Origin of the sequence: Parahoeflea alexandrii (assembly GCF_027214025.1) — a bacterium.
GTDB classification, from domain to species: domain Bacteria; phylum Pseudomonadota; class Alphaproteobacteria; order Rhizobiales; family Rhizobiaceae; genus Hoeflea; species Hoeflea alexandrii_A.
In genome coordinates this window covers 845,862-859,376 of the sequence record NZ_JAPWHB010000002.1, presented here as the reverse complement: position 1 = coordinate 859,376, position 13,515 = coordinate 845,862, and the positions used below count along the sequence as shown (strand labels likewise).

Below are 13,515 nucleotides of genomic sequence, written 5' to 3'. Positions count from 1 at the left end.
CATGACCGGATGGATCAGGGCTGCGCTGGCAGCCGCAGCTTTGCTGGTGGCATCGCCCGGCGCGCAAGCGCGGGAGCCGGTCGATGTCGCGCTGGTACTGGCGGTCGACGTGTCGCGCTCGATGTCGGCACGGGAACTCACCATCCAGCGCGACGGCTATGCCGCGGCGCTCAATCATCCCGACGTCATCCGGGCCATCAGGCAGGGCGCCTATGGCCGCATAGCCGTGACGATGTTCGAGTGGGCCGGCAACAGTGCGATCCGCGAGGTGTTCGGCTGGACGCTTGTGGAAACAGGCGCGGATGCGGACCAGCTCTCGGCGATTGTCGGCAGTTCCAGTCCGGTCGGCCTGCGCCGGACATCGATTTCCGGCGCCATCCTGCACGCACTGAAGCTTCTGGAAGAAGCGCCCTTCGACGGGTTTCGCAAGGTGATCGATGTTTCCGGCGACGGTCCCAACAACCAGGGGCAGCCGGTGCTGGCTGCACGCGAGGCGGCGCTCGCCAACCGCATTGTCATCAACGGGCTTCCGCTGATGACCAGCGACGGATTCGGCAGCGGCTTCAACATCGCCGATCTCGATACCTATTACAGCGAATGCGTGATCGGCGGACCGGGGAGTTTCCTGGTTCCGGTGACAAGCTGGGACCAGTTTCCCGAAGCGATCCGGCGCAAGCTCATCCTCGAGATAGGCGGATTGCCACCGGTGGAGCAATCGGTCATTCCGGCGCAATCCCCGCCGGGGTTGGGATTCCGGGCGCCGTCCGAGCCTTATGACTGCCTGATCGGCGAGAAGATCTGGGATCAGCGGCGATGGATGTTCGATGACCCCTAGAGGTATTGCTGCATCTGCCCGAAAACGGGCGGTTTACGCCATTCTTCGCGTGGGCCAGCTGCAGCCTGTCGGCCTGAGCCTCGAGGCAGGTCGCAGAACCGCCGGTTTCCGGCCGTCTCATCCCCTGGAAATGCTGGTATTGACCGGTTGATGTTAACCGAAATTCAATCCCGGCATGATTAGCCTGACGCATACAAAGGGGTGCATGTATGTTCATCGGGCTTTCGGGAATGCAGTATACGGGTGGATCGCTTCGTGACCACCGCATCATTGTGGCTGAGGACTCGAATGTCTTCACCTCGATGATTGGCCAGAAGCTGAAGGAAAGCTTCGATATTGACATCGAGATCTGCCGTTCCTTCGAAGAGCTTCAACTGGCTTATGATTACAATGACCGGCCGATCACGCTGGCCATTTCCAATGTCAATCTGCCAGGGGCGGAGAACGGCGAGGCGCTGGCCTATCTGGCCGGACTGTCGATCCCGATCATCGTCTTTACCGGAACATTCCACGAGAAGACCCGGGAAGGGATTCTTGCCCGTGACATCGTTGACTACGTGATCAAGGACAGTGTGCTTGCGATCGACATGCTCGAGGAGTCGGTCTGCCGCTTCCTGACCAATCACCGCCACCATGTGCTGATCGTCGATGACAGCCCGACGGCGCGCGCGCTGCTGCGCACTCGGCTGGAGCGCTTCAACTTCAAGGTCAGCGCCGCCGAGAGCGCGGCGGAGGCCCTGAAGATCCTGAAGGTGACGCCGGACATCGGCCTGGTGATTACCGACTACAACATGCCCGACATGGATGGTTTCGAACTGACACGGCGCCTGCGCTCGGTGCGCGGCAGCCATGAGCTCAGAATCATCGGCGTCTCGTCGTCCGACAACCGGCTGCTTTCGGCGCGGTTCCTGAAGGCCGGCGGCAATGATTTCATGCTCAGGCCCTATATCGACGAGGAATTCTACTGCCGTGTGAACCAGAACCTGGACACGCTTGACCAGATCAAGTCCGCACGCCGGTTGAAGGGAAATACAGAGGCGGCGAAAGTCGCATAACCCGATCCGTACCCGGTTTGCCGCCGCGTGATTGGCCTGCTTACCAATGGAGTAGCTGATGCCGAGAGCTTCAAATGAACTCGAAATGCAAGCCAATCCGCTCATGGCAGGGGAGCGCCTTCGGGTGCTGCTGGTCGAGGATTCCCGTATGTTCACCTCGGCGCTCAAGTTCCGGTTCGAGACCGATCTTGGCGTCGATGTCGTCACCTGCAGTTCGCTGGCGGAAATGAAGCGGGCGGCAAACGATGCCAGTCACGGTTTCTTCGTCGCCGTCACGGACCTCAACCTGCCGGATTCGCCGCATTGCGAGGCACTGGATTATGCCCTCGATATCGACTTGCCGACGATCGTCTTTACTGGAAAATTCGATTTCAACACGCGCGCCAGCATTCTGAAGAAGAATGTGCTCGACTACGTGATCAAGGATACCGACCGGGCTTTCGACGAAATCGTCAATGCCGTGCAGCGGATCATGTCCAACCGCAACTACCGCATTCTCGTGGTGGATGACACCAAGACCCAGCGCAGCATTCTCTCGTCGATGCTGCGGGCGCAGAAGTTCGAAGTGGTCGAAGCTGCATCGGGCCAGCAGGCGCTGGAGGCTATTGCGGCTAATCCCGACATCAAGCTGGTGCTGACCGACTATCACATGGGCGACATGGACGGCTATCAGCTGACCCGCAAGCTGCGCCGCGACTACACCGACGACATGTTGCGCATCATCGGCATTTCCAATTCAAACGATCCGGAGCTTTCGGCAAGCTTCCTGAAGGCCGGAGCCAGCGATTTTCTCTACCGGCCGTTTGTCCAGGAGGAGTTCCAGTGCCGGATTGCTCAGAACATCGGCATCCTGATGAAGATGGAAGCCCTGAAGAGGGCCGCGGCACGGCATCATCCAGCCGTCGCGGTGCCGGCCTGATCCATCAGCCAACCTAAGGGCAGCCGCAGTTCGTCAGGCTGCCGTCTGGTACTGCTTGCGCTCGGCGCGTTCCTGCTGCGGCGAGCGGTTGTAGAGTTCGCGGTAGCACTTGGAGAAGTGCGAGGCGGAGACGAAGCCGCAGGCCACCGCCACCTCTACCACCGGCATCGGTGACTGGATGAGCAGGTGCCGGGCCCGGTCGAGACGGATTTCCAGATAGTAGCGGGCCGGGGAACGGCCCATTTCCTGGCGGAACAGGCGCTCGATCTGCCGCCGCGACAGGCCGGCATCGTCGGCGATCTCGATCAGCGACAGCGGTTCTGAGAGATTTGCCTCCATCAACTCGATGATGGAGAGCACCTTGGCGTTCTGCACACCCAGACGGGCGCGCAACGGCAGGCGCTGGCGGTCGTGGGCATTGCGGACGCGATCGGTCAGCGCCATTTCACAGATGCGGTTGACCAGCGTGTCGTCATGATCTTCGCCGATCAGGCTCAGCATCATGTCGAGTGCCGCGGTGCCGCCGGCGCAGGTGTGGATCGATCCGTCTATTTCATAAAGATCGGCATAGACATTGGCCTTCGGGAAGGCTTCGGCGAAGCCAGGCAGGTTCTCCCAGTGGATGGCGCAACGACGTCCCGACAGCAGGCCCGCCTGCGCCAGGATGTGGGCGCCGGTGCACAGGCCGCCGACGGCAACACCGCGATTGTGCTCCTCGCGCAGCCAGGCCAGGACCGACTTGTTCTGGAATCGCTCGACATTGACGCCGGAACAGACAAACACCATTGTCGGCCGGTTTTCGCCCGACAGGCTGCGCCGTTCGTCGGCGAGCGAGGTGTTGACGCCGACCACAACCTGGTTGGAGGCCGGCACCGGCTCTCCATCATGGGACGTCAGCCGCCATTTGTAGCACTCGTATCCGAGCATCCGGTTGGCCAGACGCAACGGCTCGATCGCCATCGAGAAGGCGATCATCGAAAACTCCGGAACCATGAAAAAGACGATCGACCGCTTCTGTTTGTTCGGTGAGGCCATGCCAACAATCCTGTGCGCGCCTCCCAGAGGCCCATGTCGCGATCAGGCCACAAAAATCGCGTTTTGTCACTGGGATGACACCGGATTTTTTCGCCTTGCGACATGGGGATCGGGGATGGACGACAGGCGTCACAGCATCGGGCGGGCAAGAATTTCAGCGCGTGTCGTGTTCTCCGAAACATGGCCCCGGGGCGCTTGCCAGCCGATGTCCTTCTGCAGCTCGAGCGGCAGATCGAGCAGGGTCCGTTCCATGACGGCACGCTTGTGATTGGCATGCCAGCGGCGGGCATGGCGGGCGATTTGCGAAAGACCGAACATTGCTGTGTCTCCTGTGTCGGTGTTGACCAGCCAGGCTGGATTGACAACAGCATCGCTCCGATGCATCATTCAATCAAACGAAATGAATTTACCTCAACGATCAATGGAATTGAATGATATGAATGCACCCCTCAACCACCCGCTGCTGATGCTGGATCCGGATGTCCTGCGCAGCTTTGTCGCGATCGCCGAGACCGGCAGTTTCACGGCCGCGGCCGCGCGGATCTACCGGACGCCATCAGCCGTCTCGATGCAGATCAAGCGCCTCGAGGAGCAGCTGGGCGTCTCGGTGTTCCTGCGCGATGCGCGCAACGTGTCGCTCACCCATGACGGGGAGGTGCTGCTTGGCTATGCGCGGCGGCTGATCGCGCTCAACCGGGAAGCGATCTCGCGGTTCGTGACGTCGGAGGTCTCCGGCGTCGTACGGATCGGATCGCCGTCGGATTATGGCGAGGCGGTGCTGCCGGGCGTGCTCAAGCTGTTTGCCAAATCGCACCCTTCGGTGGTCGTCGACGTGGTGATCGACCAGTCCTCGAGCCTTCTGAAGCGGTTTGCCTCGGGGCACCTCGACATCGCCCTGGTCAGCTGCATGAAGCATCTGACGCCGACGCCCGACGAAGTGATGATGACGGACGAGATTGTCTGGGCCGGCGCCAAGGGCGGCCAGGCCTGCCTGATGGACCCGCTGCCGGTGTCGATGTGGGACGAGGGGTGCGTGTGGCGCGAAAGCGCGCTGTCGGCGCTCGACAGGGTTGGCCGGGCCTACCGGGTGGCGTTCATGACCTCGCACATGGCCGGGCAACGCGCGGCGATCCTGGCCGACCTGGCGATCGCGCCGATGGGGCGGAGCTTTGTTGGACCGGATATCCAGATCCTCGACGAGAATTGCGGGCTGCCGGCGCCCGGCGAGTACCAGTTGCTGCTCAAGGTGGCGGCCGATCCGTCGCCACAGATCTGCGCACTCAGCGATCATTTCCGTGCGGGTTTCGAACGGTTCAACCAGACCGGATCGTTCGATGCGTCAGCAGTGTGATATCTGCGGATCTGCGGGGATGAATGCCGCCTGAACGGCCTGTTCAGGGTATAGCCAGCCGTAATCGTCCAGTTTGCAGACAACAGCGCATCCAACCCGGCGCTGAAGGGGAGAAAGACAATGAAATCATCCATCCGCATCATTCTGGCGCTTGCGGCTGCGGCCATTGGCGCGACATCCGCTCCGGCCCTTTCGTCGGCCTTTACGGCAGGCACGATCACGGCAATCGCACCGGACGACGCTCTCAACATCCGCAAATGGCCATCGGCGCAATCGCAGATCATCGATGCCTATGAGCTCAATGAAAAAATCAGCATGACCGGGCGCTGCAAGAACATCGTCACCAATGTCTCGTTCCGGATTGACGGCTATGGCAGCATCGAGTGGAAATATGCCCAGATGAAGAAGGCCAATGTCTGGTGCCAGGTGATGACCGACGACGCCGAGCTTGGCTGGGCGCGCGGCAAGTATATCTGGCCGGAATGAGCCCTCAGTTCTTCGGAGCCGAGGCCCTTTCCGCATTGGCCCGGCCGCGGGCCAATGCCAGATGGACGATGATCGCCGAGGCGTAGCAGCCGATCAGCAGGGCCGGCAGCCCGGTGTCGGCGCCCGTCGCAACGACGGCCAGCATTGCCGGCGTGCCGAGCGCATTGCCGATATTGCCGGTCTGGGCGATGCCGCCATTGGCCAGCGCGCGATCTTCGAGCGAGATATTGAGTTGCGGGACTGCCGCGAAGCTCGCGCCCTGAACCAGGCCAAGACACGCGAACAGCGCGATGAAGAGCCAGGCACCGGGGCCTGTGAGCAGAAACACCAGCACCAGGACGATGGCTGTCGCGAAGCCGGTGACGATGACGCTGACCGCGGACATGTATCTGAGCAAGACATTGCCGAGCGTCATCGACGAGACGATGCTGGACAGCGGCATGGCGGCGGCGGCGAAGGCGCGCTGCGACGGATCCACCATGGTCGGCAGGATGGCGAGCATCGAGACGAAGGTCAGTGTGTAGAACAGCCAGCCGAGCGCGGGAGCGGCGATGAAGGGGGAAGCGTAGGCCGTCAGGTGCCGATGCAGGATGTTCCCGAGCGAAGGCCATGGCGGGGCGCCGGTGCGATCTTCCCCTGGCAGGACAATCGTCAGAAGAATCGCGAAAGACGCCATGTAGGCCGCATGGATCGCCGACAATCCACACAGTCCTGCAATCCGGATGATATGAGGCGCGGTCAAGGCGATGGCGGCGAAGGCGACGCCGAAATAGGTGCCCCACAGGGTGAGCGCCGCAGCCTGATGGCGCTTCGTTGTCAACTGGGCGATCAGTGTCGGCGCGGTGACGACAATCGCCAGATGCGACATACCCTCGATGAGCCGGCTTGCCAGCATCCACTCGAACCCGGGAAGCATGGTCTGCCAGGCGGAAACGGCGGCGCCGAGATAGAGGCCCGCGATCAGCAGGCGGCGGACGCCGAGCTGGATGGCGATGACGCCGGCGACCATCCCTAACAGCATGCCGATGACCGAGATCAGCGAGACAAGATATCCCGAGGCGGCACCCGTCTCGCCGTAATGGGCCTGCAGTTCGGGGAAGATCACCACGATCTTGGCGAATTGCGCCGCTGCTCCCAGGCCCGCACCCCACAGGGCGAGGACCAGGAACAGCGGTGATCGGAAAAGGGAAGACATCCCAATGGCCGTAGACCCAAGCCCGATTCGGGTAAAGGGCGAATTCTAGCCCCGGTTGCGCCGGCCTCCGCGGCGGCGTCCGGCGCCGGGCTCGATGCCGTCGGCGGCATCGGTGTCCATCGAGCGTTCCGGCAGTTTGACCACCTCGGTGAGCTTCGGGAACGCATCGACCTTGTTGGGGAAGGCCATGGCGTTGACGAAATGCTCCTGGAATTTCGGCTCAAGCGCCGTTTCGATCTTTTCGATCCGGGTGACGGTCTGCTCGATCTCGCGACGGTGATCGCGGTTCAGCAGCGCCATGCGGGCGCCCGTGCCCGCCGCGTTGCCGACGGCCTTGACCTTCTCGAGATCGCAATCGGGCACGAGACCCAGCACGAGGGCATATTTCGGGTCGATGAACGAGCCGAAGGCGCCGGCCAGCCCGATACGGTCGACATGATCGATACCCTGCTTGTCCATCAACAGCTTGACGCCGGCATAGAGTGCCGCCTTGGCCAGCTGGATTGCGCGGACATCGGTCTGGGTCACCATCAGCCGCTGCTCGCCATCGCGCAGCAGGTAGGAGAAGGTGCGGCCATTGCCGGTGATCCGCGGGCTGCGGGCGGCGAGATCGCCGTTGATGACGCCATCCTCGGTGATGATGCCGGCGAGGTACATCTCGGCGATGATCTCGATGATGCCGGAGCCGCAGACGCCGGTGACGCCGACCTTCTTCGCGGCCTCGTCAAACCCGGGCTCATCCGACCAGGGCTCGATGCCAATGACGCGGTAGCGCGGTTCAAGCGTTTCCGGATCGATGCGGATGCGCTCGATCGCGCCGGGTGCGGCGCGCTGGCCGCAGGAGATTTCAGCGCCCTCGAAGGCGGGGCCGGTGGGCGAGGAGGCGGCCACCGTGCGGGCCGAGTTGCCGAGTACGATCTCGGCATTGGTGCCGACATCGACCAGCAGCATCATCTCGTCCTGCCGGTGCGGGCCTTCGGTGAGCGTTGCCGCTGCCGCATCGGCGCCGACATGACCGGCGATGCAGGGCAGCATGTAGACCCGTGCGCCCCTGTTGAGCGGAATGTCGATCTCGGAGGCCTTGACGTTGACGGCGCCGGAGACGGCGAGCGCGAAAGGCGCGCCGCCGAGTTCGGTCGGATCGATGCCCAGGAACAGGTGATGCATGATCGGGTTGCCGACGAAGACCGCGTCGAGGATGTCGGTGCGGTCGATCCCGCCCTCGGCGCAGACCTTGTCGATCAGTCCGTTGATCGCCTCGCGCACGGCCACCGTCATGCCTTCGCGGCCTTCCGGGTTCATCATCACGTAGGAGACGCGGCTCATCAGATCCTCGCCGAAGCGGATCTGCGGGTTCGACGTACCCGACGAGGCGAGCGTGCGGCCCGAAAGCAGCGACGACAGGTGCATGGCAATGGTAGTCGAGCCGATGTCGCAGGCAATGCCGTAGGCCTCGTTCTTCAGCCCCGGATAAAGTGCCACCAGTGTCGCCTGTCCGCCGTCGACGGGTTCGTGCACGGCGGCGGTGACCTTCCAGTCGCCCTTGCGCAGGATCTGCTGCACCTGGCCGAGCAGGTAGGTGTCGATGGCCAGGCCCTTGAAGCCCCAGTCGGCCTCGATCGCCAGCAGCAGCCGGTCAAGGTCGCCGAGCGGCTTGTGCATGTCCGGCTCCTCGACCTCGACATAGCACATGTGAATGGCCGGATTGCGTTCGATGACGCGCCCGTCGGAATCCTTGCGCACGACCTGCGCGTTGACCACGGCGTCCTGCGGGATATCGATGACCAGGTCGCCGAGGATCTTTGCCGAGCAGGACAGCCTGCGGCCGGCCTTGAGATCGCGTTTTTCGGCGTAGCGCACCTCGTTGCCGCCAAACGGCGAGATGTGCTCGTTGGACGAGGTGATGCCGTGCTTGGCGAAGACGCCTTCCTGGACGTCGACCTGGCAACGGCCGCAGATGCCGCGGCCGCCGCAAACGCTCTCGACATGCACGCCCAGTTGCCGCGCGGCATCGAGCACCGGCGTGTCGGTGGGAAAGCGGCCACGCTTGCCCGAGGGCATGAACAGGACGAGATGGTCGGTCATTGGGTCACCATTTTGCAAGTGAGGCGCGATGCTCTATCCTGACCCTCATCCTGAGGTGCGAGCATGAGCAAGGCGAATGCGAGCCTCGAAGGGCGAGGGGCAGGATGGTTGAGGCAACTGTCTACATTTTGCGCTGTGCGGACGGCAGCTACTACACGGGACTGACGAAGCAGGCGCTCGAGGCGCGTGTATGGGAGCACAACAACCTTCCGAGCGAAACCAGCTATACGGCCAAGCGGCGCCCGGTGGAACTGGTGTTCTCCGAGACTTACGATCTGGTGACCGATGCGATCGCGCGCGAGCGGCAAATCAAGGGATGGTCGAGGCGAAAAAAGCAGGCCTTGATCGCCCTTGATTATGAAGGATTGCCAGATCTTTCGCGGCGCGGGCATCTTGTGCCGAAACCATAGCGCCAGAAGGCCAACACCCTCGCCCTTCGAGGCTCGCCCCTTCGGAGCTCGCACCTCAGGATGAGGGTGTTGGGGTGACTTCATTTCAGTCACCCGTCCAAAGCAATGGTTTGCCAGTGTCATTGTCCGACTTTTGGATCACGCTCCGCCGGCGCGGGCTGCGCGGCCGCCGCGGCGGCGGCCGCCATCACCGCCCGAGGGGGCTGCCGATTGGGGCGCAGGGGCGGAGCCGGCGACATGCGGCTGGTAGTCCTTGTAGGTCTTGATCCAGTTCATGCAGTTGGCGTCGTTGCCCTTGAGCACGTTGGCGGCGCGCACGGCTTCCATTTCCTGCGGACGGCAGGGATTCATGATCGCCGAGGTCATGCCGGCGCCGATCACCATCGGGATGAAGCCGGCATTGATGCCGTGGCGGTGCGGCAGGCCGAAGGAGATATTGGACAGGCCACAGGTGGTGTTGACCTTGAGTTCGTTGCGCAGGCGGTGAAGCAGCGCGAAGACCTGCTGGCCGGCCGTGCCCATGGCGCCGATCGGCATGACCAGCGGGTCGACGACGATGTCGTACGGCTTGATGCCGTAGTCGGCGGCATGCTCGACGATCTTCTTGGCAACAGCGAAACGCACGTCGGGATCTTCGGAAATGCCGGTCTCGTCGTTGGAGATGGCGACCACCGGTACGTCGTACTTCTTGCACAGCGGCAGGATGGCTTCGAGTTTTTCCAATTCGCCGGTGACCGAGTTGACCAGCGGCCGACCCTTGGCGATCTTCAGCGCGGCCTCGATAGCGGCCGTCACCGAACTGTCGATCGACAGCGGCACGTCGACCAGGCCCTGGACGATCTCCATGGTCTGGACCAGCAGACCCGGTTCGGTCTCGTTCGGATTGACCGAGGTGACGCCGGCATTGACGTCGAGCATGGTGGCGCCGGCGGCGACCTGTTCCAGCGCGTCCTTGATGACGGTGTCGAAATTGCCTTCGATCATCTCGGCGGCGAGCTTCTTGCGGCCGGTCGGGTTGATGCGTTCGCCGATGACGCAGAAGGGCTGATCAAAGCCGATGATCACTTCTCGGGTGGCTGAGGCGACGATAGTGCGGGTCATGGTCGGTCCTTGCGGTAGAGACATAAAGATTTGTTTATGTGTTTATAGATTTCTGGTGCGAGATGCAAGCCTTCGGCTCTAATCGGAGGGCTCCGCATCTCCCACGGCGCCTGCCAGTTCATGCGGGACCTGCTTGGGTTCCTCGAGGATTTCCTCCATCCTCGCTGCGACCAGTTCGTCCACCGGATTGGGCTCCTTGCGCCAGGGCCTGCGGCCCTTCAGAACGCCTGATTCGTGGACGATCTCGGCAACGAATTCTTCCTGACGGTAGGCCATCACATGGATGCCGGAGACGCCTTCGATCTCCTTGACCTCGTTGATGATGTCGATGCAGAGCTGCTTGCCTTCCTTCTTCTGGTCCTCGGCGCCTTCCAGGCGCTTGATGATCTCGTCGGGAATGTGCACGCCTGGAACGTTGGAGCGCATCCACTTGGCGGTGCGGGCGGAGGCGAGGGGACCGACGCCGCACATGATGAAGCACTCCTTGTCGAGCCCCATGTCGCGAACCTGTTGCATGTATTTCCTGAACATCGGCACGTCGTAGCAATACTGGCTCTGCACGAACTGGGCGCCGGCGGCGATCTTCTTGGCCAGCCGGTGCGGGCGGAAATCATGGGGTGGCGCAAACGGATTGATGGCGGCGCCGAGAAACACCGTTGGCGGGCTGGTCAGCTTGCGGCCCGACAGGAACTTCGAGTTGTCGCGCATGATCCGGATGGTTTCGAGAAGCGACATGCAGTCGAGATCGAACACCGGCTTGGCGCCGGGCTGGTCGCCGGCCTGCACGCCGTCGCCGGTCAGGCACAGGATGTTCTGCACGCCCATGGCGGAGGCGCCGAGCACGTCGCCCTGGATGGCGATGCGGTTCTTGTCGCGGCAGGAGATCTGCATGATCGGCGCGTAGCCCATGCGGGTCAGAAGCGCGCAGATGCCAACCGAGGACATGTGCGCGTTGGCACCGGAGGCGTCGACCGCGTTGATGCCGTCGACCCAGCCGTCGAAGATTGCGGCGCGTTCATAGACATCGTGCGGATTGGCGCTGTCAGGCGGATTGAGTTCGGCGGTGACGGCGAATTCACCGCGCCGCAGGATGCGTTCGAGACGTCCGTGCGAGGAGTGGCCGGGAATCGGCTCGAGTGGCGCGCTGGGATCCAGCGGATTGATATCGGCCTGGCTCATTGTGCAGTTCCCTCGGCGGCGGCATCACGCTTGGCGGCGGCGGCGGCGGTGACCCGCAGCCAGGACGAGGTTTCCCGCAATGACTGGTCGACCGGCTTCTGGACATTGAAGATGTTGTCGCGGCCCTTCATCTGGCTGGCACCGGACCAGGCCTGGACCCAGACGCAGGGCATGTCGGGCTCGACCTCGCAGTTGCCGTTGGCGCGGACGCCGCCGCACGGACCGTTGCGCAACTGCTTGGGGCAGTTCATCGGGCAGGACATGCCGGTCGACGACAGCACGCACTGGCCGCACATGCGGCAGTCGAACAGGAAGCCCTTGGTGTGTTTCTCGATGAACTTGATCGGTCCTTCGGCGCGTTCGTAGCCGACGGCCTTCCAGAGCGGATGCAGCTTGAGGAAGACATCGGCGAAATGCGCGTAGACCCATTCGAGTGCGCGGGAGTGCCGCACCGACCACAATCTGATGGCAAAGCTGCGCGCATTGCGGCCCGTGGCCGAGACGCCTGACGGCTTGTAGGACGTGGTCTGCGCCGCCTTCTTGTTGAGGCTCGCCTGTGTCGGTTTGGTCGGTTGGTCAGCCATGGCTCTCCCTGCCTCCGCCCTTGACCAGGGCCACGAGGCGCTCCTTGTCGTAGGCTGCTTCAAGCTCTGCCGCTGCCTTGTCGGCCTCGGCTTCCAGATCGTCGGAAACTTCAACCGGATCGGCCCGGCGCCATTCGGCGAGGTAGTCGTCGGTCTCGGCCGCACCTGTCCGCATGGCGCACATGTCGATCGCCTCGGTGAACCTGAGCGACAGCTCCCGCTTGGCGGTGGCGCGTCCCTTCTTGATGATCACCTGGGCGGGAATGTCACGCCAGTAGACGACGATGCGGTTGGCCATTTGAGGTCTCCTTGAAAGTTACAATGCGCATGGGAAATTCAGACAGCTTCGCTCACGACGACGCGCGGCGCGTCAAAAACGACCTGCGTGATGCGGGAGATATTTTGCTTGAGAGCAGCGGTCAAACCGGGACCCCTGGAAAACTACCAGATGCGCTTGAAAAGACCGGTGGCGAGATAGGTCCAGATCGGCGGGTGAAAGCGCTGGACCGACGGCAGGTCGCTGGTCCTGGGCTCAAGCGTGCCCGCGATCACGTCTTCGACAGCGCGCACAACGATGTCGCGGGAGCCGGCAGCCATTGCCAGAGAGTCGGTGAGCAGCGTTTCGTCCGGGTGCGGGGTGAGGAAGGCCTGATGCAGCGTGTCGCCGGTATCGACCCCGGCATCGACCAGGTGCACGGTGGTGCCATAGTTTTCATGATCGCCGGTGGCGCGCGCCCACCAGCCGCCGGCCAGCCCGCGGTATTTCGGGTTGATGCCCGAGTGGTAGTTGATCACCGGACAGGAGATGGCCGCCAGTGTTGCTTTTGACAGCATGCGACAGCCGACAAGGAAGACGACGTCCGGCTTGCGGGCACCAATCAGGTCGAGACAATCGGCGCCGTTGGCGGAGGACACGCGTGTGACAGGCACCTCGGGCACCAGGTCCGTCCTGGCGCCGCTCGTGGCGATGATCTCGTTCGTCCGCTTGCTCGCAAAACGCTTACCGAAGCGGGAAATGACCATGGTGCCGAACTGCCCGGCGGTCTGAAGCCAGCCGATCTTGCGGGCCCGCCGCCTGAGAAACACGCTCTTGGATTCGGGTTGCTCAAGCACCACCTCAAGTCCCGCAAAGCGGGAGGCCAGAGCATTGACGATCACCCAAGCATAGGCGCCGCCTGCGGTAATGACGAGGATAGTGCTTTGTCTGTCCATGCGGATTCCATCGCGGTGAAAACGCAAGGATAGTCCGCTCGAGGTTAAGATCCGGCTATTGTCGGCGC

At 62.7% G+C, this 13,515-nt stretch carries 15 protein-coding genes; 6 read left to right on the top strand and 9 right to left on the bottom strand.

Features of this window, described 5'->3' with window-relative positions; translation table 11 throughout:
- The first annotated feature begins 1 nt into the window (after position 1).
- From O4H62_RS10310 to O4H62_RS10300, 3 genes are all read left to right on the top strand, one after another.
- The gene (locus tag O4H62_RS10310) at positions 2–835 is read left to right on the top strand and encodes a DUF1194 domain-containing protein (protein ID WP_269387483.1); all 834 of its coding nucleotides are present in this window, start codon (positions 2–4) and stop codon (positions 833–835) included.
- Positions 836–1,044: 209 nt separating this feature from the next.
- Positions 1,045–1,890 (top strand): response regulator, encoded by an 846-nt coding sequence (locus O4H62_RS10305; protein WP_269387481.1) that lies wholly within the window; start codon positions 1,045–1,047, stop codon positions 1,888–1,890.
- Between the two features lie 58 nt (positions 1,891–1,948).
- Positions 1,949–2,809 carry a response regulator gene (locus O4H62_RS10300; protein WP_269387479.1) on the top strand — a complete coding sequence of 287 codons (861 nt, stop codon included), beginning with the start codon at positions 1,949–1,951 and terminating at the stop codon, positions 2,807–2,809.
- Between the two features lie 33 nt (positions 2,810–2,842).
- Here O4H62_RS10300 and O4H62_RS10295 read toward each other — a convergent pair whose 3' ends face one another.
- Both O4H62_RS10295 and O4H62_RS10290 read right to left on the bottom strand, forming a co-directional pair.
- Complete coding sequence (locus O4H62_RS10295) at positions 2,843–3,844, bottom strand: GlxA family transcriptional regulator (RefSeq protein WP_269387477.1); 1,002 nt, start codon at positions 3,842–3,844, stop codon at positions 2,843–2,845.
- 129 nt (positions 3,845–3,973) lie between these two features.
- Entirely contained in the window at positions 3,974–4,162 is a 189-nt protein-coding gene (locus O4H62_RS10290; RefSeq protein ID WP_269387476.1) for a hypothetical protein, read from the bottom strand.
- Between the two features lie 118 nt (positions 4,163–4,280).
- Between O4H62_RS10290 and O4H62_RS10285 the strand changes: the two genes are divergently transcribed.
- Together O4H62_RS10285 and O4H62_RS10280 are read left to right on the top strand one after the other, a co-directional pair.
- Positions 4,281–5,195: a LysR family transcriptional regulator gene (locus O4H62_RS10285; protein WP_269387474.1), complete on the top strand. Its 915-nt coding sequence runs from the start codon at positions 4,281–4,283 to the stop codon at positions 5,193–5,195.
- A 120-nt stretch (positions 5,196–5,315) separates the two neighbouring features.
- The gene (locus O4H62_RS10280; protein WP_269387472.1) at positions 5,316–5,681 is read left to right on the top strand and encodes an SH3 domain-containing protein; all 366 of its coding nucleotides are present in this window, start codon (positions 5,316–5,318) and stop codon (positions 5,679–5,681) included.
- A gap of 4 nt (positions 5,682–5,685) precedes the next feature.
- Here the strand turns inward: O4H62_RS10280 and O4H62_RS10275 are convergent, their stop codons facing one another.
- Both O4H62_RS10275 and O4H62_RS10270 read right to left on the bottom strand, forming a co-directional pair.
- Entirely contained in the window at positions 5,686–6,876 is a 1,191-nt protein-coding gene (locus tag O4H62_RS10275) for an MFS transporter (protein WP_269387471.1), read from the bottom strand.
- 45 nt (positions 6,877–6,921) lie between these two features.
- Positions 6,922–8,961 (bottom strand): ASKHA domain-containing protein, encoded by a 2,040-nt coding sequence (locus O4H62_RS10270; RefSeq protein WP_269387470.1) that lies wholly within the window; start codon positions 8,959–8,961, stop codon positions 6,922–6,924.
- 104 nt (positions 8,962–9,065) lie between these two features.
- On the opposite strand from O4H62_RS10270, the gene O4H62_RS10265 reads away from it, so the two are divergent.
- On the top strand, positions 9,066–9,371 hold the full coding sequence (locus O4H62_RS10265) for a GIY-YIG nuclease family protein (RefSeq protein WP_269387469.1): 306 nt from the start codon (positions 9,066–9,068) through the stop codon (positions 9,369–9,371).
- A 138-nt stretch (positions 9,372–9,509) separates the two neighbouring features.
- Here O4H62_RS10265 and O4H62_RS10260 read toward each other — a convergent pair whose 3' ends face one another.
- The 5 genes from O4H62_RS10260 to O4H62_RS10240 all read right to left on the bottom strand — a co-directional run bounded on the left by O4H62_RS10260 (position 9,510) and on the right by O4H62_RS10240 (position 13,447).
- Positions 9,510–10,472 carry a methyltetrahydrofolate cobalamin methyltransferase gene (locus O4H62_RS10260; protein WP_269387467.1) on the bottom strand — a complete coding sequence of 321 codons (963 nt, stop codon included), beginning with the start codon at positions 10,470–10,472 and terminating at the stop codon, positions 9,510–9,512.
- Positions 10,473–10,550: 78 nt separating this feature from the next.
- Complete coding sequence (locus tag O4H62_RS10255; RefSeq protein ID WP_269387465.1) at positions 10,551–11,651, bottom strand: methylenetetrahydrofolate reductase; 1,101 nt, start codon at positions 11,649–11,651, stop codon at positions 10,551–10,553.
- On the bottom strand, positions 11,648–12,235 hold the full coding sequence (locus tag O4H62_RS10250; protein ID WP_269387463.1) for a methylenetetrahydrofolate reductase C-terminal domain-containing protein: 588 nt from the start codon (positions 12,233–12,235) through the stop codon (positions 11,648–11,650). The genes O4H62_RS10255 and O4H62_RS10250 overlap by 4 nt, the downstream gene beginning before the upstream one ends.
- Positions 12,228–12,533 carry a virulence factor gene (locus O4H62_RS10245; protein ID WP_269387462.1) on the bottom strand — a complete coding sequence of 102 codons (306 nt, stop codon included), beginning with the start codon at positions 12,531–12,533 and terminating at the stop codon, positions 12,228–12,230. Before O4H62_RS10245 ends, O4H62_RS10250 begins: the two co-directional genes overlap by 8 nt.
- 143 nt (positions 12,534–12,676) lie before the next feature.
- Positions 12,677–13,447: a formyl transferase gene (locus O4H62_RS10240; RefSeq protein ID WP_269387461.1), complete on the bottom strand. Its 771-nt coding sequence runs from the start codon at positions 13,445–13,447 to the stop codon at positions 12,677–12,679.
- Positions 13,448–13,515: the final 68 nt, after the last annotated feature.

What these genes read in the sequence shown, in the direction of transcription:
- O4H62_RS10310 (WP_269387483.1), top strand. Translation starts at nt 2, where the DNA reads ATGACCGGATGGATCAGGGCTGCGCTGGCAGCCGCAGCTTTGCTGGTG.
- O4H62_RS10305 (WP_269387481.1), top strand. Translation starts at nt 1,045, where the DNA reads ATGTTCATCGGGCTTTCGGGAATGCAGTATACGGGTGGATCGCTTCGT.
- O4H62_RS10300 (WP_269387479.1), top strand. Translation starts at nt 1,949, where the DNA reads ATGCCGAGAGCTTCAAATGAACTCGAAATGCAAGCCAATCCGCTCATG.
- O4H62_RS10295 (WP_269387477.1), bottom strand. Translation starts at nt 3,844, where the DNA reads ATGGCCTCACCGAACAAACAGAAGCGGTCGATCGTCTTTTTCATGGTT.
- O4H62_RS10290 (WP_269387476.1), bottom strand. Translation starts at nt 4,162, where the DNA reads ATGTTCGGTCTTTCGCAAATCGCCCGCCATGCCCGCCGCTGGCATGCC.
- O4H62_RS10285 (WP_269387474.1), top strand. Translation starts at nt 4,281, where the DNA reads ATGAATGCACCCCTCAACCACCCGCTGCTGATGCTGGATCCGGATGTC.
- O4H62_RS10280 (WP_269387472.1), top strand. Translation starts at nt 5,316, where the DNA reads ATGAAATCATCCATCCGCATCATTCTGGCGCTTGCGGCTGCGGCCATT.
- O4H62_RS10275 (WP_269387471.1), bottom strand. Translation starts at nt 6,876, where the DNA reads ATGTCTTCCCTTTTCCGATCACCGCTGTTCCTGGTCCTCGCCCTGTGG.
- O4H62_RS10270 (WP_269387470.1), bottom strand. Translation starts at nt 8,961, where the DNA reads ATGACCGACCATCTCGTCCTGTTCATGCCCTCGGGCAAGCGTGGCCGC.
- O4H62_RS10265 (WP_269387469.1), top strand. Translation starts at nt 9,066, where the DNA reads ATGGTTGAGGCAACTGTCTACATTTTGCGCTGTGCGGACGGCAGCTAC.
- O4H62_RS10260 (WP_269387467.1), bottom strand. Translation starts at nt 10,472, where the DNA reads ATGACCCGCACTATCGTCGCCTCAGCCACCCGAGAAGTGATCATCGGC.
- O4H62_RS10255 (WP_269387465.1), bottom strand. Translation starts at nt 11,651, where the DNA reads ATGAGCCAGGCCGATATCAATCCGCTGGATCCCAGCGCGCCACTCGAG.
- O4H62_RS10250 (WP_269387463.1), bottom strand. Translation starts at nt 12,235, where the DNA reads ATGGCTGACCAACCGACCAAACCGACACAGGCGAGCCTCAACAAGAAG.
- O4H62_RS10245 (WP_269387462.1), bottom strand. Translation starts at nt 12,533, where the DNA reads ATGGCCAACCGCATCGTCGTCTACTGGCGTGACATTCCCGCCCAGGTG.
- O4H62_RS10240 (WP_269387461.1), bottom strand. Translation starts at nt 13,447, where the DNA reads ATGGACAGACAAAGCACTATCCTCGTCATTACCGCAGGCGGCGCCTAT.